20 protein-coding genes are annotated in these 19697 nt (G+C 72.5%); 8 read left to right on the top strand and 12 right to left on the bottom strand.

The genetic code is table 11. The annotated features are described in order from the left end of the window. Positions 1–30: 30 nt before the first annotated feature. The 3 genes from M3C17_RS12590 to M3C17_RS12580 all read right to left on the bottom strand — a co-directional run bounded on the left by M3C17_RS12590 (position 31) and on the right by M3C17_RS12580 (position 4097). Positions 31–1584: an amino acid permease gene (locus M3C17_RS12590; RefSeq protein ID WP_259978117.1), complete on the bottom strand. Its 1554-nt coding sequence runs from the start codon at positions 1582–1584 to the stop codon at positions 31–33. An 11-nt stretch (positions 1585–1595) separates the two neighbouring features. Continuing rightward, complete coding sequence (locus M3C17_RS12585) at positions 1596–2972, bottom strand: glutamate decarboxylase (protein WP_259978116.1); 1377 nt, start codon at positions 2970–2972, stop codon at positions 1596–1598. Between the two features lie 102 nt (positions 2973–3074). Next, complete coding sequence (locus M3C17_RS12580; protein ID WP_259978114.1) at positions 3075–4097, bottom strand: LacI family DNA-binding transcriptional regulator; 1023 nt, start codon at positions 4095–4097, stop codon at positions 3075–3077. 144 nt (positions 4098–4241) lie between these two features. Here M3C17_RS12580 and M3C17_RS12575 point away from each other — a divergent pair, with 144 nt between their 5' ends. From M3C17_RS12575 to M3C17_RS12565, 3 genes are all read left to right on the top strand, one after another. Continuing rightward, positions 4242–5876 (top strand): DHA2 family efflux MFS transporter permease subunit, encoded by a 1635-nt coding sequence (locus M3C17_RS12575; RefSeq protein WP_259978113.1) that lies wholly within the window; start codon positions 4242–4244, stop codon positions 5874–5876. Positions 5877–5945: 69 nt separating this feature from the next. Then, complete coding sequence (locus tag M3C17_RS12570) at positions 5946–6518, top strand: hypothetical protein (RefSeq protein ID WP_259978112.1); 573 nt, start codon at positions 5946–5948, stop codon at positions 6516–6518. After that, positions 6518–7114 (top strand): TetR/AcrR family transcriptional regulator, encoded by a 597-nt coding sequence (locus tag M3C17_RS12565; RefSeq protein WP_259978111.1) that lies wholly within the window; start codon positions 6518–6520, stop codon positions 7112–7114. The genes M3C17_RS12570 and M3C17_RS12565 overlap by 1 nt, the downstream gene beginning before the upstream one ends. Here M3C17_RS12565 and M3C17_RS12560 read toward each other — a convergent pair. Then, complete coding sequence (locus tag M3C17_RS12560) at positions 7109–8605, bottom strand: DHA2 family efflux MFS transporter permease subunit (protein ID WP_259978110.1); 1497 nt, start codon at positions 8603–8605, stop codon at positions 7109–7111. The two genes, M3C17_RS12565 and M3C17_RS12560, sit on opposite strands and share 6 nt — an antisense overlap. A gap of 93 nt (positions 8606–8698) precedes the next feature. Here M3C17_RS12560 and M3C17_RS12555 point away from each other — a divergent pair, with 93 nt between their 5' ends. Next, on the top strand, positions 8699–9148 hold the full coding sequence (locus tag M3C17_RS12555; protein ID WP_259978109.1) for a MarR family winged helix-turn-helix transcriptional regulator: 450 nt from the start codon (positions 8699–8701) through the stop codon (positions 9146–9148). Here M3C17_RS12555 and M3C17_RS12550 read toward each other — a convergent pair. From M3C17_RS12550 to M3C17_RS12535, 4 genes are all read right to left on the bottom strand, one after another. Then, positions 9121–10212, bottom strand: coding sequence for a hypothetical protein (locus tag M3C17_RS12550; protein WP_259978108.1), 1092 nt, complete (start codon positions 10210–10212; stop codon positions 9121–9123). The genes M3C17_RS12555 and M3C17_RS12550 overlap by 28 nt on opposite strands. Before the next feature lie 92 nt (positions 10213–10304). Then, positions 10305–10961 (bottom strand): response regulator transcription factor, encoded by a 657-nt coding sequence (locus M3C17_RS12545; RefSeq protein WP_259978107.1) that lies wholly within the window; start codon positions 10959–10961, stop codon positions 10305–10307. Next, entirely contained in the window at positions 10958–12124 is a 1167-nt protein-coding gene (locus tag M3C17_RS12540; protein ID WP_259978106.1) for a sensor histidine kinase, read from the bottom strand. Before M3C17_RS12540 ends, M3C17_RS12545 begins: the two co-directional genes overlap by 4 nt. Positions 12125–12160: 36 nt before the next feature. Beyond that, on the bottom strand, positions 12161–12787 hold the full coding sequence (locus tag M3C17_RS12535; protein WP_259978105.1) for a TetR/AcrR family transcriptional regulator: 627 nt from the start codon (positions 12785–12787) through the stop codon (positions 12161–12163). A gap of 65 nt (positions 12788–12852) precedes the next feature. Between M3C17_RS12535 and M3C17_RS12530 the strand changes: the two genes are divergently transcribed. From M3C17_RS12530 to M3C17_RS12520, 3 genes are all read left to right on the top strand, one after another. Beyond that, complete coding sequence (locus M3C17_RS12530; RefSeq protein ID WP_259978104.1) at positions 12853–13731, top strand: SDR family oxidoreductase; 879 nt, start codon at positions 12853–12855, stop codon at positions 13729–13731. Positions 13732–13859: 128 nt separating this feature from the next. Then, complete coding sequence (locus tag M3C17_RS12525; protein WP_259978103.1) at positions 13860–14489, top strand: ABC transporter ATP-binding protein; 630 nt, start codon at positions 13860–13862, stop codon at positions 14487–14489. Then, positions 14486–15976: a DUF6297 family protein gene (locus tag M3C17_RS12520; RefSeq protein ID WP_259978102.1), complete on the top strand. Its 1491-nt coding sequence runs from the start codon at positions 14486–14488 to the stop codon at positions 15974–15976. The genes M3C17_RS12525 and M3C17_RS12520 overlap by 4 nt, the downstream gene beginning before the upstream one ends. Positions 15977–16057: 81 nt before the next feature. Here M3C17_RS12520 and M3C17_RS12515 read toward each other — a convergent pair whose 3' ends face one another. Then, positions 16058–16495 carry a MarR family winged helix-turn-helix transcriptional regulator gene (locus M3C17_RS12515; RefSeq protein ID WP_259978100.1) on the bottom strand — a complete coding sequence of 146 codons (438 nt, stop codon included), beginning with the start codon at positions 16493–16495 and terminating at the stop codon, positions 16058–16060. Positions 16496–16588: 93 nt separating this feature from the next. Between M3C17_RS12515 and M3C17_RS12510 the strand changes: the two genes are divergently transcribed. After that, positions 16589–17596, top strand: coding sequence for an NADP-dependent oxidoreductase (locus M3C17_RS12510; protein ID WP_259978099.1), 1008 nt, complete (start codon positions 16589–16591; stop codon positions 17594–17596). An 84-nt stretch (positions 17597–17680) separates the two neighbouring features. Here M3C17_RS12510 and M3C17_RS12505 read toward each other — a convergent pair whose 3' ends face one another. The 3 genes from M3C17_RS12505 to M3C17_RS12495 form a co-directional block, all read right to left on the bottom strand. Then, positions 17681–18547, bottom strand: a complete 867-nt coding sequence (locus tag M3C17_RS12505; protein WP_259978098.1) for a CPBP family intramembrane glutamic endopeptidase — start codon at positions 18545–18547, stop codon at positions 17681–17683. A 131-nt stretch (positions 18548–18678) separates the two neighbouring features. After that, positions 18679–19437 carry a response regulator transcription factor gene (locus M3C17_RS12500; RefSeq protein ID WP_259978097.1) on the bottom strand — a complete coding sequence of 253 codons (759 nt, stop codon included), beginning with the start codon at positions 19435–19437 and terminating at the stop codon, positions 18679–18681. Continuing rightward, positions 19434–19697: ATP-binding protein (locus tag M3C17_RS12495; protein ID WP_396820141.1), on the bottom strand; the 264-nt coding region annotated here is incomplete at its 5' end. The genes M3C17_RS12495 and M3C17_RS12500, both read right to left, overlap by 4 nt.

The raw sequence follows: 19697 nt of genomic DNA, 5'->3' as shown, positions 1-19697 counted from the left end.
CCTCGACCGGCGGTACTGAGGGTGTCCGGATCAGGAGGGCGGCGGGGCCGCCGATGCGCGGTCGTCCTCCTCGTGCGTCCCGCGCACCTGCTTCTCCGCCTCCGTCCGCAGATCCCACGAAGGTCTGCGCAGCGCGTAGAAGATGAGCGGCGGCACGCCCAGCACCACGATCACCGCCGCGACGATCCACGGGTACAGCGCCGGGGGGAAGGCCGTGAAGCCCGACGGCGGGATGAACGCGAAGACGAACGCCGCAAGGCTCGCGAGGAACCCGACTCCGGCCACGAAGTTCAGGGCGGGCACCCGGTAGGCGCGCTTCACGCCGGCCTGGGTCCGCCGCAGGATCATCGCCGAGGCGAACATCATCATGTACATGATGAGGTAGAGCGCCGCGGCCATGTCGATCAGCGCCACGAAGGCCGCGCTGACGTTCGGCACGATGATGAAGATCGCGGCGAGCGCCGTGACGATCGTGCCCTGCAGCATGAGGATGCCCGACTGCACCCCCGCCTTGTTCTTCTTCTGCAGCAGCGGCGGCAGCAGCCCGGTCTCGGCGGCGGCCAGCACGCCCTTCGACGGACCGGCGATCCAGGTGATCACGGAGGCGAGCGCGCCCGCGGCGATCAGCGCCGACACGGCCGCCGTCGCCCACTGCCCGACGCCCCAGTGCGCGAAGTACTCCTGGAACGCGAGCATGATGCCGTTGGTCAGGCCGAGCTCCTTCTGCGGCACCGCCACCGCGATCGCGATCGTCGGCAGGATGAATACGATCAGGATGAGCACGGCCGAGATGAGGATCGAGCGCGGGAAGCCCTTGCCCGGATCCTTCATCTGGTTCACGTGCACCGCGTTGACCTCCATGCCGGCGTACGCGAGGAAGTTCGACACGATGAGCACGATGGATGCGATGCCCGTGAACGGGGGGATCACCGCCTCGGGCGTGAGCGGCACCTGGCTCTTCTCGCCGCCGAACACCCACAGGGCGCCGAAGACGATGAGAAGCGCGGCCGGCAGCAGCGTGCCGAGGATGCCGCCCCACGACCCGAGCTTGGCGAACAGGTTCCCGCCGCGGAGCGCGATCAGCGTGGAGCCCCAGTAGAGCACCAGGATCACGACCGCGGTGAAGAAGCCGGAGCTCGACAGCGAGGGGTCGAGGAACACGAAGGCGAGAGCCGCGGCGATGAAGGACAGCTGCGTCGGGTACCAGACCACGTTCTGGATCCACTGCAGCCAGACCGCGGTGAAGCCCCAGCGATTGCCCATCGCCTCGCGGATCCAGATGTAGACGCCGCCCTTCCACCCCGTCGCGAGCTCGGCTGCCACGAGCGCGGTCGGGACCAGGAACAGGATGGCCGGGACGATGTACAGCGTGATGCTCCCCAGCCCGAACACCGCCATCGCGGGGAGCGACCGCAGGCTCGCCACGACGACGAGCGTCAGCAGGGCGAGCTGCCCGACGCCGAGATAGGCCGTCACGGCGGAGCGCGAGGCGAGCGGGTGGTTCGGGGTCGCCGTCGTCCCAGCGGCCGCGGCGGCGGGGGCGGAGACGGCCGGCTTGGGGGCCGGGACCTCGGGTGTGGACATGTCGCGGCCTCTCAGTGGTGGAAGGCCGCGTGCGGCGCTTCGAGCGGCATCGGCGACTCGAGGGCGTCGAGGTACGCGACCTCGGTCTCGATGTCGGCGAGGAGCGACTCGGCCAGGTCCATGCTGAGGCCGTTGCGCACGACGATGCGCTGCACGGTGAGCTGCTCGAGATCCGCGGGCATCGGGTAGGCGGGCACGAGCCAGCCGCGCATCCGCAGCCGGTCCTGCAGGTGATACAGCGTCCACTTGTCGGTGTGGCCGTCCTTCAGCCGCCAGGCGAACACGGGGATGTCGCTGCCGTCGTTCCACAGCTCGAACGCATCGAGCTTCGCGATCCCCGCCGACAGGTACTTCGCCACGTCCTGCGACGCCTGCTGCACCGCCCGGTATCCCTCGAAGCCGAGCCGCAGGAACAGGTAGTACTGCAGCAGCACCTGGGCGCCTGGTCGGGAGAAGTTCAGCGCGAACGTGGGCATCTCGCCGCCGAGGTAGCTCACCTTGAACACGAGGTCCTCCGGCAGCCACTGCGCGTCGCGCCACACCACCCAGCCGAGACCGGGGTACACGAGCCCGTACTTGTGCCCGGAGGTGCTGATGGAGTGCACGCGCTCCAGGCGGAAGTCCCACTCCAGGTCGGGCTGCAGGAACGGCGCGATCATCGCTCCGGAGGCGCCGTCGACGTGGATGGGGATGTCCAGCCCGGTCTTCTGCTGGATCTCGTCGAGCGCGGCGGCGATCTGCGCCACCGGTTCGTACATGCCGGTGTAGGTGACGCCCATGATCGCGACCACGCCGATCGTGTTCTCGTCGACGTACTTCTCCAGGTCGTGGCCGTCGAGCGTTTTGTGCTCCTCGCTGATCGGCACGAACCGCGGCTCGACGTCGAAGTAGTTGCAGAACTTTTCCCAGCACACCTGCACGGCGCTCGACATCACGAGGTTCGGCGTCGCGGTGTCCTTGCCTGCGGCGCGCCGGGCCTGCTGCCAGCGCCGTTTGAACGCCAGACCGCCGAGCATGCACGCCTCGGACGACCCGATCGTGGAGGTGCCGATGCTGCGCGACGCATCCGGCGCGTTCCACAGGTTCGCGAGCATGTGCCAGCAGTTGTCCTCGATCGCGGCCGTCTGCGGGTACTCGTCCTTGTCGATCATGTTCTTGTCGAAGGACGCCTCGTAGACCTGCTTGGCCTCGTCGTCCATCCACGTGCTGACGAAGGTGGCGAGATTCAGCCGCGCGTTGCCGTCGAGGATGGTCTCGTCCTCGACGATCTGCTTGGCGGTCGCCGGCAGAGACTCCTTGTCGGGGATGACGTGTCTGGCGGCACCGGCGGCCTCCGCAGGCCGGGTGAAGATCGGGGCCGCCGGGCTGATGTCGTTGTCGTCGGGCATGTCGTCTCCTTGTCGCGCGGTTCGGGGACCGCGGGGAAAACCCTGCCTAATCGGTTAACCCCCGCCGGTCCGATTGCCTACAAGGTAGGGGGCGGCGAAGCATCACGCAAGCACGTACGGAGAACGGGGCGGGGGGACGGACACGAGCGGGAGTTCGAGCAGGGTGTCCGCGGGCGTCTCGCCGGCCACCATCGACGCGAGCGTGCGGGCGGCGGCCGCACCGTTCTCGTACGGCTCACGCACGAAGTAGTCGACGCCGCGCTGCGCCCCGTGGCCGTGCGGATCGCCGATGGTCGTGACGCGCAGCTGCTCCGGCACGTCCAGCCCCACGCGCTCGGCGGCGCGCAGGATGGCGGCGCTGAACGACTCGTTCAGGCAGTGCACCACGGTGGGCGGCGTCTTCGCGGACAGGATCCTCATCGCGGCGGCATCGAGCGACTCGTCGGCCTCCAGCGCTCCGCCCTGCGGGGTGATCCCGTGCTGCGCGCACCAGCGCTGGAAGCCCGCGATGGCGTCGTTCGTGAGGTGGTCCCAGCGCGGGCCGACGAAGATCGACGGCCGCACGTCGTCGCTCTCGGCGGTCGCCGCCTCCAGATATCCCGCGAGAGCACCACGGATTCCGAGCCGGAGGCCGTGCACCCGAGCACCGGGACGCGCGTCGTATCCCCCCACCGCGACCACCGGCCGACCGAGTCGGATCTCCCGCTCCACGACCGGGTCGCTCGGCATCGTGTCCACCACGATGAGACCGTCGTAGGCCAGGGTCGTCGCGACCTGACCGTCGGCCTCGGCGCGCGCGACCGTGATCGCGAAGCCGGCCTCCGCCGCGCCGGCGGCGGCCCCGGCCACCATGCTGCGGAAGCAGGGCATGAAGGACGCCTCGGTGATCCGCGGGTCGCGGAAGCTCGGCACGATCGCGAGGACGTTCGCCCGGCCGTTGCGGAGCGCCTGCCCGGTCTGGTTCGGCTGATATCCGAGACGATCGCCGATCGCCTTCACCCTGGCGCGCGTGGACTCGGAGACCCGGCCGCGCTGGTTGTAGACGTGGGAGACGGTGGCGACGGAGACGCCGGCGGCGAGGGCGACGTCCCTGATGCGGACGCGCGACGGGGAAGGCTCGGGCACGTCGTCAGCATAATCGTTTAATCATTGCCCCGTCGAATCGAGCCTGCGTAGATTCCCGGAAGGAGCCCGCAGCTCCGCCAGCGCGACGGTATCCGGTGCGTCCGCACCGGTCCTGACCCCCACCCGCCGCACGGAAGGCCAGCCATGACCGCCGACTCCACGGACGCTCCCCCGACCCGCAGAGAGTGGCTCGGACTCGCCGTCCTCTCGGTCGGCCTTGGCATGATCGTGCTCGACGGCACCATCGTCGGCGTGGCCCTGCCGACCATCATCGAGGACCTGCACCTCGACCTCACCGACGCGCAGTGGGTGAACAGCCTCTATGCGGTTCTCCTCGCCGCGCTGCTGCTCTCCACCGGCAACCTGGCCGACCGCTGGGGCCGGAAGAAGCTGTTCCTGGCGGGCCTGACCGTGTTCGTCGGCGGCAGCCTGCTCGCCGCGATCTCGACGACCTCCGGAACACTCATCGGCGCCCGCGCCGTGCAGGCCGTGGGCGCGGCGCTGATCATGCCGTCCACGCTCTCCACCGTGAACGCGGTGTTCCGCGGGAAGTACCGGGCAGCCGCGTTCGGGGTCTGGGGCGCCGTGATCTCGGGCGCCGCAGCCGTGGGCCCCCTGGCCGGCGGGGCGCTCACGCAGTGGGCCTCCTGGCACTGGATCTTCCTGGTGAACATCCCGATGGGGATCATCGTGTTCATCGCGGCCCTGTTCACCGTGGGCGAGACGCGTGCGGCCAAGAAGCTCCCCGGCGTCGATGTGGACGGCGCACTGCTCAGCGCCGTCGGCTTCGGCGCCCTCGTGTTCGCGGTCATCGAGGGGCCGGACCTGGGGTGGTGGACGCCGAAGCAGGACCTGAAGATCTTCGGCTGGGTGTGGCCGGAGAGCGCACCCGTCTCCGCGGTGCCGGTCGCGCTGCTGATCGCGGTCATCGCGCTGACGCTGTTCGTGGTGTGGGAGCGGCACCGCGAAAAAGTGCGTCGCGCGGCGCTCCTCGACCTCGAGCTGTTCGGCTTCCGCACGTTCTCGTGGGGCAATCTGACGGCCGCCATGGTCGCGGTCGGCGAGTTCGCGATCATCTTCATCCTTCCGCTGTACCTGGTGAACGCGCTCGGCCTCGACGCCATGGGGGCGGGACTCGTGCTGGCGGCGATGGCGGTCGGAGCGTTCTTCTCCGGCGCCTCGGCGCGGCACCTCGCCGCCCGTTTCGGCGCGCCGGGGACGGTCCTGATCGGGCTCGGACTGGAGGTGGTCGGCGTGCTGGCGGTCGCGCTCACGATCCAGGCGACGACCCCCGCGTGGCTCGTCGCGCTCCCCCTCATCGTCTACGGGCTGGGCTTGGGACTCGCCTCCGCTCAGCTCACCGGCACCGTGCTCCGCGACGTACCCGTCGACCTCTCCGGCCAGGGCTCGGCGACGCAGAGCACGGTCCGGCAGGTCGGCTCGGCGCTGGGCACCGCGTTCGCCGGCGCGGCCCTGTCGGTCTCGCTCGCCATAACCCTTCCCGCCGCGCTGGAGAAGACGGGGCTCGACGACGCGACCGCCGATCAGCTCGCCGCGAGCACCCGCCAGTCCGCGGGCACGACGATCGGCCAGCTGCGCGCCGAGGGCAGCAGCAGTGCGCTCGGGGACCGGACGCAGGAGGCGGTCGATGCGCTCGCGGGCGGCTTCACGGACGGCACGCGGTGGGCGCTGCTGATCGCCACCGCGTTCCTCGCGCTCGGATTCGTCGGCGCGGTGCAGCTGCGGCGGGCCGCGCGCACCCCGGCCGCCGCGGAGTGACCGGGAGAGAGGAGCGCGCCCTGCGCCTCCCCGTTGAACATAATAGAGAGAGCTCGCTAATATCAGCGTATGCGCGCTTCGACGGTCGCCCCGCCCTCCGCACCCCCGCGTCTGCCCTGGGTGTGGGGGCCGCCCGTCCCGATGTCCCCTCCGGATGGCGGGATCGCGGCAGCCCTCGGACCGGATCTGCGCGTGGCGACCAGGGCCGTCCGCTCGACCGCGAGCCCCGCGGCCCTGTTCCTGTGGCTGTGTCAGCTGCGGCGTGCACCCTACAGCTACGACGTGATCGACAACTTCGCCCGCCGCAGCCCTCGCGTGGCCGACCCCGCGATGGTCCGGCTCCGACGGGGCCAGACGTTCATGACGATCTTCACCCTCGTCGCCTTCGAGTCGCAGCGCTCGCTGACCCTGCGGATGAAGGGCGGATGGCCGACCCGGGTCTTCGGCGCGCTCGACGTCGGGTACCGCATCGACCCGCTGCCCGACGGCGGCACCCGGCTCGCGGCGACCCTGTGGTTGCCTCGCCCTCCCGGCCCGCTCGGCGGGCTGCGCCGCTCCCTCCTCGCCTGGGGCGACCTGCCGATGATGCGCCGGCAGCTGCTCACGCTCAGCGCGCTGGCGGCGAAGGAGCCGCACGGCTGATGGGACGCGCCGCGAAGTACAGCGACCAGAGCATCCTCGATGCCGCGCTGACCGTGATCACGGAAGAGGGGGTCGCCGCAGCCACGGTGACGGCGATCGCCCAGCGCCTCGGCGCACCCTCCGGCTCGATCTACCACCGCTTCCCCTCGCGCGACCTGCTGCTGGCGACGCTGTGGCTGCGGACGGTGCAGGAGTTCCAGCAGGGCTTCCTGGCGGCGCTCGACGACGAGGAGCCTCTCACCGCAGCCCGCGCGGCGGTCCGGCACACGCTGGAGTGGAGCGCGGCGCACCCGAGCCAGGCGGCGGTCCTCGCCCTGTACCGGCGCGAGGACCTGATCGCGCGGTGGCCCGACGAGCTGGGCGCGGAGCTGTCGGGGCTGAACGACGCGGTAGGCCGCGCGATCCGACGGTTCGCCGCAGCGCACTTCGGCGTCGCGGATGCCGAAACCCTCGGCAGAGCCCGATTCGCGCTCGTGCAGATCCCGTACGCGGCGGTGCGCGATGCTCTCCGCGACCCTCGCCGCGCCCCCTGGATCCCCGACGCGGTGCTCGCGGCGTCCCTCGCCGTGCTGACCGCCGACGGGGCTGCGTCATGATCGGGCGGCGGGTGGAGCAGACGATCGGAGCGCGGCTCGCCCAGCGCCTCTTCCGTCCTCCGCGGCGCCCACATCACCGCCATCCGTCGGCTCGGCCGGCAGCCGCCTCCGGAGCACGACCAGGGCGACGACGAGCGCGCCGCCGAGGACGACGGCGAGGGTGAGCGCGCCCACGGCGAGGCCCTGCCGGAGTGCCTCCCGCTCCGCGACCCCGGCATCGACGAGCCCGCTCGTGACCGCCCCGCTCAGGGAGGCGACGACGGCCGTCCAGAAGGCCCCGCCGATCATGCCCGTCGAGTTGGCGAGCCCCGACACCACTCCGACCTGGTCCTCCGTGGCGCCGGACATCGCGAGAGCCATGATCGGCGGCAGCACGACGCCGATGCCCAGGCCGAGCAGGAGCAGGGGTGCGAGGACGTCCGCGAGGTAGTCTCCGCCGACCGGCACGTGCGACAGCAGCACCGTACCGGCGAGGAACACGACGAGCCCGGCCAGGAGCGTGGCGCGCTCCCCCAGGCGCGCGGTGAGGAACGGCGCGAGGAGGATGGAGGCGATCGCGGTGACGATGGTGAGCGGCACGAACGACAGTGCCATCTGCATCGGGGCGTAGCCGAGCACCTGCTGCAGGAGCAGCGTCGCGAGGAAGAAGGACCCGTAGAGGCCGCCGGTGACGAGGAACTGCACGATGTTCGCGCCCGCCACGTCCCGCTCCCTCAGGATGCGGAGGTGCAGGAGCGGCACGCGCGCGACCCGCTGCCGGATGACGAAGGCCAGGAGCAGCGCGACCGCGCCGCTCAGGAGCACGAGAGTGGTGCCGCCCCAGCCGTGGTGCTCGGCGTTGATGATGCCGGAGACCAGCAGCGACACCGCCGCCACGAGCAGTCCCGCGCCCAGGAGATCGAGCCCGGCGGTGAGGCCGGGCCCGCCGCCACGCGGGAGCAGACGCCAGCCGACGAGGAGGCTGAGCAGGCCGATCGGCACGTTGATGAAGAACAGCCATTGCCAGCTCGTGAGCTGCATGAGCACCCCGCCCACGAGGAGACCGAGGGCGCCGCCGCCGGCGAAGGTGAAGCTGTAGAACCCGATCGCGCGGGTCTGCTCCCCGGGGTCGGTGAACATCGTCACGATCAGGGCAAGCGTGACCGCCGTGATCAGTGCGGCCCCGACACCCTGGCCGAAGCGGGCCGTCACGAGCATCACCGCGTTCGCCGACAGGCCCGCCGCGACCGAGGCGACGGTGAAGACGGACACCCCGATGAGCAGCACGCGCCGATGCCCGATCAGGTCGCCGAGGCGCCCGGCGAAGATGAGCAGCCCGCCGTAGGCGACCAGGTACGCGTTGATCACCCAGGAGACGCCGGCCTGCGTGAACCCGAGCTCCTCCTGCATCACCGGCAGGGCGACGTTGACGATGGTCTCGTCGAGGATCGTCATCAGCGTGCCGATGCACAGGACGATGAGCGCTGCCCAACGGGCGTGGTCGGTCTTCATGGGGTGACCCTTCGGTGGGAGCGTGTGAACGTTCAGACAGTATCAGATGATCTATTCTTAGACGATCCGAATCCGCACTGCTACCCTGGGCTCATGATCGCACGCACGGTGAGCGACCTCGTGGTGCAGCTGCAGCTGCTGACCCGGTCGATCGAGCAGCAGGCCGCCGACGAGCTGGACGACCTGGACACCACGCTACGCACCGTGAGCGTGCTCCTGTGCGCCGAGGCCGGCGAGAAGACGCAGAAGGAACTCGCGGAGCTGGCCTGCCTGGACAAATCCACGATGGTCAACACACTCGACGCCCTCGAACGCGCAGGACTGGCCGAGCGGAAGGTCCTGCCGGAGGACCGCCGAGTGCGGATCGTGGAGGTCACGGACAGGGGACGGGAGATCGTCTCCTCCACCACGGATGCACTCGGCGGCCTCTACGCCTCGCTGCTCGAGCGGCTGCCGGAGGAGGACCGAGAGCCGTTCCTGCGATCGCTCGCACGACTCACCCAGGCAGTCGCACCTCAGCCGACCGGCACGACCTCGGGCTGACGAGCGGGGGTCGTCGCCCTGACCATCGCGTAGCCCCACGTCGCCAGCCCGAGGAGCGGACCCCAGAGCCAGAACGGGAACATCAGCAGCAGGTAGCCGGTGTCGGAGATCGACCCGGTGCCCTCGAACGCAAACTGCAGCCCGGCCGCCGTGAACAGCACGCTCACGACACCCGCGGGGACGATGGCGAGCGCCGGCGGGACCGTCCGCCCGCCGATCCCGGCGAAGAACCGCGGGAAGCGGGTGCCCCACGGCCGGATCAGCCCCAGGGTGAGCACCCCGCCCGTCAGCATCGCGGCGCCGAGCGCGAGGCCGAGCACCCGGGCCTCGGGCTCTGCCGCGAAGAGCTCCGCCGAGCCGCCGAAGAGCGGCCACGGTGTCAGCCAGGTCGCCCGCGCGACCGCGTAGGGAAGCGCGCAGGCCGCGGCGGCGATCGTGATCAGGCGACGATGACGCAGCACCGCGATCGCCAGCCGTCCCCGCGCGCCGCGCGCCTGGTCGATGGTCCAGACGAGCAGTCCCGCCGCGGCGGCGACATGAGCGAGCGGGATGGCCGCGTGGGGCAGCATGGCGCCGAGCGCTCCGACGATCCGGGCGATCAGGGCCCCCGCCCCGACGGCGACCGCCGCCACGACGAGCCCGACGAGGGCGGCCGCGAGGACGAGGCCCAACCAGGGATAGCGGAGCGCGACCAGCACCACGAGGACCACGCTTCCGACGATGACGGTCAGCGCGAAGGTATAGCCCGCGGCGGGGATGATGCCGCCGGGAGTGGTCAGGGCGACCAGCAGCGCCGCGAGCAGCGCAGCCCCGCGCAGCAGCCCCGGCGAGACGCCGCGGGGTGCGGCGCCGCGGGCGAGGAGCGCAGACACCGACACGACGAACACGGTCAGGGCGCCCATGAGGGCGAGGGCGAGTTCGACACCGGCGCCGAGGTGCCCCGCGAGGCTGGAGGGCAGCGGATCGAGCCCCGGCGCGAGCATCATCACCAGAGCGGTGACGGCGACGGCCAGGGCGCCGCCTGCGGCGGCGAGGAGGACGATGGTGCGGGTGAGAGGTGACATGGCTCCACGCTAGGAATCGCCGATGGCGTCCGACCTCTCCCGTGCGAGGCATTCCCCTCACCCGTGCGGGTGATCCCGCCGCGGTGATGCCGTCAGCCGCGAGGGCGCAGCAGTCCGTTCTCGTATGCCCAGATGACGACGTGCACACGGTCGGGCACGCCCAGTTTCGCGAGCACGGCCTTGACGTGCGTCTTCACGGTGTTCGCCGACAGGAACAGCCGTCGCGCGATGTCGTCGTTCGACGCCCCGGTGGCCAGCGCGCGGGCGACCTCCCGCTCGCGAGGGCTGAGCTGCGCGAGCACCCGCTCCGGATCGGCCGCGGGCGCACCGCCGCGCACGAACCCCATCAGCGCGGTCGTGGCGCGGGGAGACATGACGGCCTCACCGGCGGCCACCGCGACCGCCGCATCGGCGAGCGCCGCCGGGGTCGCGTCCTTCGTGAGGAAGCCGCTCGCCCCCTCGCGGATGGCGGCGTAGACGTATTCGTCGAGGTCGAAGGTCGTGAGGATCAGCACGCGGATCCCCGGACGGACGCGGAGGATCTCGCGCGTGGCGGCGATCCCGTCCATCCCGGGCATGCGGATGTCCATCAGGACCACGTCCACGGCGTGGGCGCGCACGTGCTCGATCGCGGCCTCCCCCGAGGCGACGGTGACGACCGCTGCGATGCGCGGGTCTCGTTCGAGCGTCAGCGCGATCGCCGTGCGCAGCAGCTCCTGGTCGTCCACGATCAGCACGCGCACACTCACGAGTCGCCCCTCTCCACGGGGAGCTCGACCTGTATGAGCCAGCCCGCGGGTCTCCGCTCCTTGGCGGTGAGGGTTCCGCCCGCCAGCCGCACCCGCTCGGCGATGCCGATCAGCCCGGTGCCGGAGCCCAGGTCGGACCCGCGGGCGCCCGACCCTCCGTCGTCCGCGACCGTCGCCTCCAGCCCACCCGGGAGCCAGCGGAGGTGCACGTCGATCGCGACGGGAGGCGCGGTGTGTCTGAGCGCGTTGGTCAGCGCCTCCCGCACGGCGTGGTGCAGCGCGAGCGCAGCATCCGCCCGCAGCTCGCCCCTCTCCCCTGACTCCTCGAGGCGCACCTGCACGGTGGGGGAGCGCACGCCGTCCACGAGCGCACCGAGCGAGTCGATGGTCGGCAGCGGCTCGCGGGGCGCCTCCGCCGCGACGACCGCGCGCATGCTGCGCAGGGCTTCACGTCCGGTGTCGACGACGACCCCCAGTGCCGCATCGCTGCGGTCCGGGTCGTCGTCGCGCACAGCCCTCGCGACCTCCGCCTGCGCGATCATGACCGTCATGGCATGGGCGACCACGTCGTGCAGATCCCGGCTGATGCGGGTGCGCTCCTCCGTGAGCGCCGTCGCGATGCGCGTCGTCGCCCGTTCTTCCGCCTGGTCCCGCCGCGCACGCATCACGAGGCCGATCGCCCAGGCGGCCGCGATCGCCCCGCAGAGACCGGCGAACGCACCGAGCCGGAAGTCGCCGAGCTGCGGTTCGACGACGGCGATGAGCGCGGCCCCGAAGACACCGCCCGCCAGTGCCAGGAGTGGGAACGGCCGGCGGGACTGCGCCGCGACCTGGCCGACGACGAGGAGATACGCGGAGGCAGAGGGCAGGAAGGCGGTGGGCACCGCGTCGATCATCGAGATCAGCACCAGGACGAGCATCACCGCGTCGGCGCCCAGGAGTGCGGCGAGGGGGTGGCGGATCGCCAGGAACGTCGTGGCGTGCAGCGCCAGGCAGAGCGCGATCACCGTCGCGAGCACCGCCGGCTCGGGGCGGAGGGCGGGCTCCGTCAGGACGGCGATGCTGGACGGCAGCAGCACGATGACCGCGAGGAGCGCGACGATGAGGTCCACCCGCAGCCAGGCCTGTCGAGTCGACGTGCGCGCGGGTGTCTCCGGTGCCATCGCCCTCATGCTCCCACTCTCCGGCTCCTCACCGCCTCACCCGGACGGGTGAGATGCGCCCACCGGCGGCTCCCGGAAACCGCGCAGGGCGGCATCCAGGGCCCGGAGCATTGCGGCTCGCCGCTCGTCGACGGCGATGCCACGGAGCCCTGCGTCGAGCCCAGCGCCCTCGACGGCGCCGAGGGCGGCTCCCACCATCGGCGCGACGTCCGCGACCGCGGCACCGGTGTCGGCCGAGACCTGCACCGCGAGCCCGCGCGCGAGGTGTATCAGCTGCGTGGCCAGTGCGCGGGGCACGTCGCCGCGGGCCCCGATGGCCGCGCGGATCGCCGCCTGACGCGCGACGGCCGCGTCGCTCGTGGAGGCGTCGATCAGTGCCTGCATCCCGGCGCGCACGCGCTCGACGGCGTGCGGGGATGCGGTCTCGTGGGCGGTGCGCGCGGCGAGCGTCGCGTAGTCGCCGACATGCGCGAAGAGCAGGTCCTCCTTGGTCGGGAAGTGCATGTAGAAGGTGCGTTCGGAGACGTCTGCCCTGCGGGCGATCTGGGCGACCGTCGTCGACTCGTACCCCTGGGCGTCGAACAGCTGCGACGCGCTCTCCTGCAAGGCGCGTCTGGTGCGTCGGCGCCGCGCGTCGTGCCCGTTCTCGTGCGCCTCCGCCATGCGTCGACTCTATCCCGATCCACGCAAAGTTTGCAGATCTGCAAACTTTGCCTCAGGATGAGGTCATGGCATCGGATCCCCGCGTGTACGTGGTCACCGGAGCAGACTCCGGCCTGGGCAGTGCGGTGGTCGACGCGCTCGCCGGCACAGGGCGGGTGATCCGCTGCGGCATCGGCGACGAGGTGGACGTCCGCGCCGACCTGTCGACAGCGGAAGGGCGCTCGCAGCTGTGCGCCGAGGTCGAGGCGCTGAGCGGCGGCCGCGTCGACGGCGTGGTCGCGGCGGCGGGCATCGGCACGCCACGACGGGAGACGGTCGCCCTCAACCACTTCGGCACGACCGCCGTGCTCGACGGACTCCGACCGCTGCTCGCGCGGTCCGCCGCCCCCGCGGCCGTCGTGGTCTCGTCCTCCTCGACACTGAACCGCGGCAGCGGTGCGCTGGTGCGGGCCTGCCTGCGCGGAGACGAGCCCGCCGCCCTCCGCGTGGCGGACAGGCTCATCCGGACCCGCCGCGGCAGTCAGCTCTACCGCTCCAGCAAGATCGCGCTCAACCACTGGGTCCGGTCCACCGCGGTCCGGCCGGAATGGGCCCGCAGCGGCATCGTCCTGAACGCCGTCGCGCCGGGGATCATCGGCACCGAGGTCGTGCTGCGCAGCTGGGAGCAGGAGCGGCGCCTGCTGGAGACCGCGCTCCCCCAGCCGCTCGGCGCACCGGGACCCGTCGCCGCGGTCGCCGCACTCCTCGCCCACGCCGTCTCGGCGGACAACCGCTTCATGACCGGGCAGGTCGTGTACTGCGACGGTGGCACGGATGCTCTGGTGCGCGGGACGCGACCGCAGCGACTCTTCCTGCGCTACCGCCCTCGCGAGGTCTGGACCCTGGTGCGCGAATCCCGCCGGATCGCCGCCGGCGCCTCCGCCGGGCAGACCGGACTCGCCTGAGGCCCCGAGCGGGGTCGCGACCTTCCGGCTGCGCGGCTCGCCGGGAACCGCGAGCCTCGGCCGCACGGGCGGGCGCCGTCGCCGCGTCGGCGGGCCCCGGCTCCCCGCGACCTGAGAGGATGACACGCATGATCGACGTGGCGGCGGCAGAGGTGACCGCGGGCGAGGTGACGCTTCTGCCCGCCGTGACCGTGACGGCTCGACGCGGCACAGCACTGGTGGTCCGCGGCGCGAACGGCAGCGGGAAGTCGACGCTGCTGCGCGTGCTCACCGGCGCTCGCACCCCGACGAACGGCGCGGTGCACATCGCCGGAGAGCCCGTGGCCCCCCGTGACCCCGCCTTCCGGCGTCGCGTCGCCGCGATGATCGGGCTGCCCCCGATGGCCCCCGACCTCACCGTGCACGAACACGTCCTGCTGGTCGCGACGACCTGGGCCGACGACGCCTCCGCGGCCGAAGCGATCGCCCGGCGCGTGCTCGCCGAGCTCGGGCTCACGGACCTCGAGCGACGGTTCCCGCACGAGCTGTCCTCCGGGCAGACGCAGCTGTTCGGCCTGGCCCTGGTGCTCGCGCGCCCGTTCGAGGTGCTGCTCCTCGACGAGCCGGAGCAGCGCCTGGACCCCGAGCACGTCGAGACGGTGATCCGCGTGCTGCGCACCCGCTGCGCGGACGGCGCCACCGTGGTCGTGGCCACGCACAGCCCCGTGCTCGCGGAGGCGCTCGGCGAACAGGCGCTGTGGCTGGACGCGGCGGCATGACCGGACGCGTCGCGGCGGCCCTCCGCATCTGGCGGGCGCGCACACCCCGCACGCGCGGCGACCACGCGTACGCGGTGTATCTCATCCTGATGCTCGCGCTGGTGGCGGCGGCCCCGCTCGTGCGCGCGGCGTGGGTGACCGCGACCAGCCCTGCGGTCACCGCGGCACTCGCCTCCCCCGCGGCGGACGGAGCCGTGGTCGCCCTGGTCGCGGGACTGTGGGCGGGCGCTCTGCTCGGCGGCCGTGTGCGGGGTCCGGCTCTGCGGCCGCCCTTCCTGACGCATACCTTCGCCACCGGCGACCTCACCGGGGCGGAGGCGTTCCGCGGCCCGCTGCTGCGCGCCGGTGCGGCGGCGACTGCACTGACCACGGCCGCCGCCGGGCTGATCGCCCTCGCCCTCGCCGGCGCCGGCCGCGTGGACCTGATCGGCGCCGCGGGCTTCCTCCTCACCGGGGCGCTCGTCGGGGTGATCACGACGGCCCTGTGGCTCCTCGGGCAGGCTTCTCCGCGGGCGGCGGCTCCGAGCGCCGCGGGAGTGCTCGGCCTGGGGGCGTTGACGGCTGCCGTGCCCCTGCTGCAGCCGCTCACTCCGTGGGGCTGGGTCGGACTGACGTATCCCGGCGCGGGGCCCCCTTTCGCGCTGGTCGCCCTCGCCGCGCTGACCGTCGCCCTGTGTGCCCTGGTGCCGGCGATGCTGAACCGGCTCGGCCGGGAGGAGCTGCTGAGCCAGGCCCTCCGCTGGGACTCCGCCGGTGTGCGTGCGACGGCGATGGACTTCGGCGATGCTCTCGCGGTCTACCAGGCTCCCCCGCGGTTCGGCCGCCGGCTCCGCGCCGTCCGTCCGCTCCGCCGGCACGCGACCGTGATGCTGCAGCGCGACGCGATCGGCGCGCTGCGGACCCCGGGGCGCCTGGTCCTCTCCCTCGCGGCGCTCGCCGCCGCCGGGGTGCTCCTCACGCTGGCGTCGGCGACGGTCGCACCGCTCTGGGGGCTGGGTGCGGGCGCCGGGATGCTCGTGTTCGCGGGGCTCGGTCCGCTGACGGACGGGCTCCGGCACGCGGTCGCCGTGACGGGCGACCTCCCCCTGTACGGGATCAGCGACGAGCGGCTCCTGTCGGAGCACGTGCTGTTCCCGCTCGCCGTCTCGGCAGCCGTGCTGCTCGCGGCGGCTGTCGCGTGGGCGGCCGTGACCGGGACTCCGCCGGCAGCTCTGCTCACCGCACCGGTGCTCGCGCTGCTCGCCGTCGCCACGAGGGTGAGCTCGGCACTGAAGGGTCCGCTGCCGCCCGCGCTCCTCGCGCCGATGCCCTCCCCGATGGGAGACCTGGGCGCCGCCGTCCGCCTCGCCTGGGCGCTCGACGGCCTGCTGCTCGCCGCGGTGGCGGGGGCGGCCACGGTCGCACTCGTCACGCTGCCCGTGCTGCCGGTCGCGGCCGCGGTGGTCATCCTGGGCATCGGGCTGCGCCGCTGGCGTCGCCGGGGGTGACGCCGCGCCGTCTCGCCGACGCGCCCCTCCCCCGTCCGTGCCCGTCTCTCCGACGCACCCGCCTCACCCGTCGGGGTGGCGTCAGCGGTTGGCGGGCTCGTCGAGCGCTTTGCGCAGCAAGGCCGTGAGGGTGCCCCGCTCCTCGGCGGTCAGGCGCCCGAGTGCGTCCCTCGCGAAGCCGAACGAGCGCTCGAACCGCTCCGCGACCGCGTCGCCCTCGGCCGTGCGCGCCACGACGCGGACCCGCCCGTCCTGGGGTGACGCTTCCCGATAGGTCAGGCCCATCCCGTCCAGGCGGCCGACGATCTGGGAGATGTTGGAGGCGTCGCAGCCCAGTTCCGTCGCGAGACCGCCCATCGCACGATGCTCCGAGAGCCGCCCGAGCACGCAGGCCTGTGCGGCGCTGAGCTCGACGGAGGCCGCGGCGATGTCGAAGGCTTGCTCGTAGGCGTTCACGAGGTCGAGGAGGACGCTCTCGGCCTCGGAGGTCTCGGTCGAGGGACGGTGCGGAACGGGCATGCCCCCACTCTAAACCTGGAGTGCATCAAACAAATTGCTTGATCCACTCATGCACTTCTGATGTAGTTGAGTCGATCAAGCAAAAGGAGTCTCATGTCCGCGCACCCTACCCCCGACCCTCGCGGCGCGACCGCGCCCGCGCTCATGCACGCCGCCGTGCTCGACCGCTTCGGCGACGTCGACGAGCTCGCCGTGCGGCAGATCCCCGTCCCCAGGGTCGGAGAGCACGACGTCCTGCTGCGCGTCGAGGTCGCCGGTGCAGCCTCCTGGGATGCTGTCGAGCGGGACGGCGACTACGACGGCGTGTTCGGGGTGCCCTCGCGCTTCCCGTACGTCCTGGGCTGGGATGCGGCAGGCACGGTGGCCGCCGTGGGCCGCGCTGTGACCCGCTTCGCGGTCGGCGATCGGGTGTACGCAGCCTCGACACCCGTGCCGCGCGGCGGGTTCTACGCCGAGTACGGCGTGGTCTCCGAAGAGCACGTGGCGCGCGTACCGGAGAGGCTCACGACGGCACAGGCCGGGGTGATGGCGTGGGATGCCCTGACCGCGCAGAGCGGCCTCGACCTGCTCGACCTCGAACCCGGGCGCACGCTCATGGTGTTCGGCGCCAGCGGCGGCATGGGCCACATGGCCGTGCAGCTGGCACACGCCCGGGGCCTGCGCGTGCTCGCGGTCTCCTCCGGAAGCGACGGCGTCGCGCTCTCGCAGGCCCACGGCGCCGACGCGGTCGTCGACGGTCGCACGGAAGACGTCGGGCGCGCGGCGCGGCGGTTCGCCCCCGACGGCGTCGATGCCGCACTCATCACGGCGGGCGGACGGACGGCGGAGCGCGCGCTCGATACCCTGAAGGCGTCCGGACGCATCGCCTGGCCGCACGGCGTGCATCCGCTCCCGGAGACCCCGACCGCCGTGCCGCTGTCCTTCTTCGACGGAGACCGGAGCCGCCGGGCGCTCGACCGCCTCAACGCGGTCATCGAGACGGGCGCGTTCACCCCGCACGTCGCGCGCGAGTTCCCCCTGGCGGAGGTGCAGGACGCCCACCGCGCGCTCCGCGAGCACTACGTCGGGAAGCTGGCGCTCCGCATCGCCTCGGACAGCTGAGCCGCGCCGCCCGCCCGCGCGGACGCACCGGCCGCGGGGGAGGGTGCCGTCCCACCCCTCCCCGTGCGCCGCCGCGTGCCTCCCTCAGCGGTTCCGGCGGCGCCGCAGGAGCAGCAGCACCGTCGTCGCGACGAGGCAGACCACGACCGACACGACGCTGCCCTCGGGGCCGAAGGCGCCGCCGGTGAGCCAGTCCGGACCAGCCGTGGCTCCGCGCAGAAGCGCCTCGGCCGTCCCGGCGTCGGCCCCGGAGACGACGGTGCCGAAGATCCCGCCGAGGGCCACGTTCCACCCGAAGTGCAGACCGATGGCCAGCCAGAGCGACCCCGTCAGCAGGTAGGCGGCGCCGAGCATCAGCCCCGCCTCGATCGTGACGGCCAGCGCTCCCCAGAGGGATGCGCCCGGGTTGATGAGATGGAGGAGCCCGAAGAGCGCAGCGGACCCGGCCAGCGCGACCACGGTGCCCCACCGACCGCGGAGAAGGCGGAGTACGACGCCGCGGAAGACCACCTCTTCCGACACGGCCACGGCGCACATCGTGCCGGCGACGGCGACGGCCCCGGCGACCGATCCCCACCCGGTGATCCGGTAGCCCCCGAAGAGCGCGATGATGCCGATCGACACCGCCGCGAGGGCCAGCCCGACCCCGCCGCCGAGTGCCAGGTGCCGCAGCGTATCCCGGCGCGGGAACTCCTCCACAACGCGCTTCTCCAGCCGTCGCCCCGCCCACACGAAGAGCCCGATCATGCCGGCGGCGAGCGCAGGCCCGACGATCACGCTCAGGAACGGGTTCTCGACGGCAGAGGCGAGCGCGTTGGTGACGAGCATCGCCGCCGCGAGCCCGACGACCAGCAGTGACAGGCGCACCCCCCTCCGGCGGAGCGGGCTGCGCGCGGCGACGGTCGTGCGCGGCGAGGGCGGCGCTGCGGGGTCGTGGGTCGGGGTGTCCATCGTTCCTCCTCGGATCGGTTGCAGCATCGACGCTACGGACGCCGGAAGCGCTGCGAATCGCCCGCGCGCGGACATCCGAGGTCCCTCGCTCGGGGGATGCGCGCACACCGCGCCGAGGGCGCGCGGACCCGTCAGGAGGCGAGGCCGAGGCGGTGGGCGAGCACGACCGCCTGCACGCGATCCCGCACGCCGAGCTTCATCAGCAGCCGGGAGACGTACGTCTTCACCGTCTCCGGACTGATGACGAGCTGCATCGCGATCTCCGCGTTGGAGAGCCCGTCGGCCAGCAGCACCAGCACCTCGCGTTCGCGCGCGGTGAGGGCATCGAGCGCGGCGCTGCTCTGCGCCGAGGGCCGCAGCCGCTCGCCGAATCGACCGATCAGCGCCCTCGTCACGGCGGGAGCGATCAGCGAGTCGCCGGCGGCGACGGTCCTGATCGCGGCGATCAGCTCGGCCGGACGCGCATCCTTGAGGAGGAATCCGCTGGCCCCCGCACGCAGCGCGTCGAACACGAGGGAATCCATCGAGAACGTCGTGACCACGAGGACCCGTGCCGGTGCGTCGACCTCCGGACCGGCGATCCGCCTCGTCGCCTCGATCCCGTCCAGGAGCGGCATGCGGATGTCCATCACGACGACATCCGGGCGCTCCCGCGCGGTGACACGGACGGCCTCCTCCCCGTTCTCGGCCTCCCCGACGACCACCATGTCCGGCTGCGCGTCGATGATCGTGATGAAGCCGGTGCGCACGAGCTCCTGATCGTCGCACACCACCACGCGCAGCCGCCCCTGCCCGTGCGGTGCACTCACGCCGGAATCCGCGTGCGGCCCGGTCACGCCGGGATGCTCGTCCGGCCCGCTCACGCCGGGATCCCCGTGCGGCCCGCTCATACCGGGATCCTCGCGCGGACGACGAAGCGGCCCTGCGTCGATGCGGCGCGCAGCTCCCCGCCCAGACTCTCGACCCGCTCCCGCATCCCGATGATCCCCCGCCCTCCCCCGTGCGCCGCCTGCCCCGGGACACCGCGCCCGGAACTCGTCACCGTGATCAGGATGGCATCCTCCGCGTACTCCACGGCGACTTCGGCGGCGCCGTCCCGCGCGTGCTTCCGCGCGTTCGTGACGCTCTCCTGCACGACGCGCACGACCGC

The organism is Microbacterium sp. p3-SID336 (assembly GCF_025143365.1).
In the GTDB taxonomy this organism is placed as follows: Bacteria; Actinomycetota; Actinomycetes; order Actinomycetales; family Microbacteriaceae; genus Microbacterium.
This window is presented reverse-complemented; position numbering and strand designations above follow the sequence as displayed.

Excerpts from the sequence above, each read along its gene's own strand:
- M3C17_RS12590 (WP_259978117.1), bottom strand. The coding sequence starts at position 1,584 with ATGTCCACACCCGAGGTCCCGGCCCCCAAGCCGGCCGTCTCCGCCCCC.
- M3C17_RS12585 (WP_259978116.1), bottom strand. The coding sequence starts at position 2,972 with ATGCCCGACGACAACGACATCAGCCCGGCGGCCCCGATCTTCACCCGG.
- M3C17_RS12575 (WP_259978113.1), top strand. The coding sequence starts at position 4,242 with ATGACCGCCGACTCCACGGACGCTCCCCCGACCCGCAGAGAGTGGCTC.
- M3C17_RS12570 (WP_259978112.1), top strand. The coding sequence starts at position 5,946 with ATGCGCGCTTCGACGGTCGCCCCGCCCTCCGCACCCCCGCGTCTGCCC.
- M3C17_RS12565 (WP_259978111.1), top strand. The coding sequence starts at position 6,518 with ATGGGACGCGCCGCGAAGTACAGCGACCAGAGCATCCTCGATGCCGCG.
- M3C17_RS12560 (WP_259978110.1), bottom strand. The coding sequence starts at position 8,605 with ATGAAGACCGACCACGCCCGTTGGGCAGCGCTCATCGTCCTGTGCATC.
- M3C17_RS12555 (WP_259978109.1), top strand. The coding sequence starts at position 8,699 with ATGATCGCACGCACGGTGAGCGACCTCGTGGTGCAGCTGCAGCTGCTG.
- M3C17_RS12550 (WP_259978108.1), bottom strand. The coding sequence starts at position 10,212 with ATGTCACCTCTCACCCGCACCATCGTCCTCCTCGCCGCCGCAGGCGGC.
- M3C17_RS12540 (WP_259978106.1), bottom strand. The coding sequence starts at position 12,124 with ATGGCACCGGAGACACCCGCGCGCACGTCGACTCGACAGGCCTGGCTG.
- M3C17_RS12535 (WP_259978105.1), bottom strand. The coding sequence starts at position 12,787 with ATGGCGGAGGCGCACGAGAACGGGCACGACGCGCGGCGCCGACGCACC.
- M3C17_RS12530 (WP_259978104.1), top strand. The coding sequence starts at position 12,853 with ATGGCATCGGATCCCCGCGTGTACGTGGTCACCGGAGCAGACTCCGGC.
- M3C17_RS12525 (WP_259978103.1), top strand. The coding sequence starts at position 13,860 with ATGATCGACGTGGCGGCGGCAGAGGTGACCGCGGGCGAGGTGACGCTT.
- M3C17_RS12520 (WP_259978102.1), top strand. The coding sequence starts at position 14,486 with ATGACCGGACGCGTCGCGGCGGCCCTCCGCATCTGGCGGGCGCGCACA.
- M3C17_RS12515 (WP_259978100.1), bottom strand. The coding sequence starts at position 16,495 with ATGCCCGTTCCGCACCGTCCCTCGACCGAGACCTCCGAGGCCGAGAGC.
- M3C17_RS12510 (WP_259978099.1), top strand. The coding sequence starts at position 16,589 with ATGTCCGCGCACCCTACCCCCGACCCTCGCGGCGCGACCGCGCCCGCG.
- M3C17_RS12505 (WP_259978098.1), bottom strand. The coding sequence starts at position 18,547 with ATGGACACCCCGACCCACGACCCCGCAGCGCCGCCCTCGCCGCGCACG.
- M3C17_RS12500 (WP_259978097.1), bottom strand. The coding sequence starts at position 19,437 with ATGAGCGGGCCGCACGGGGATCCCGGCGTGAGCGGGCCGGACGAGCAT.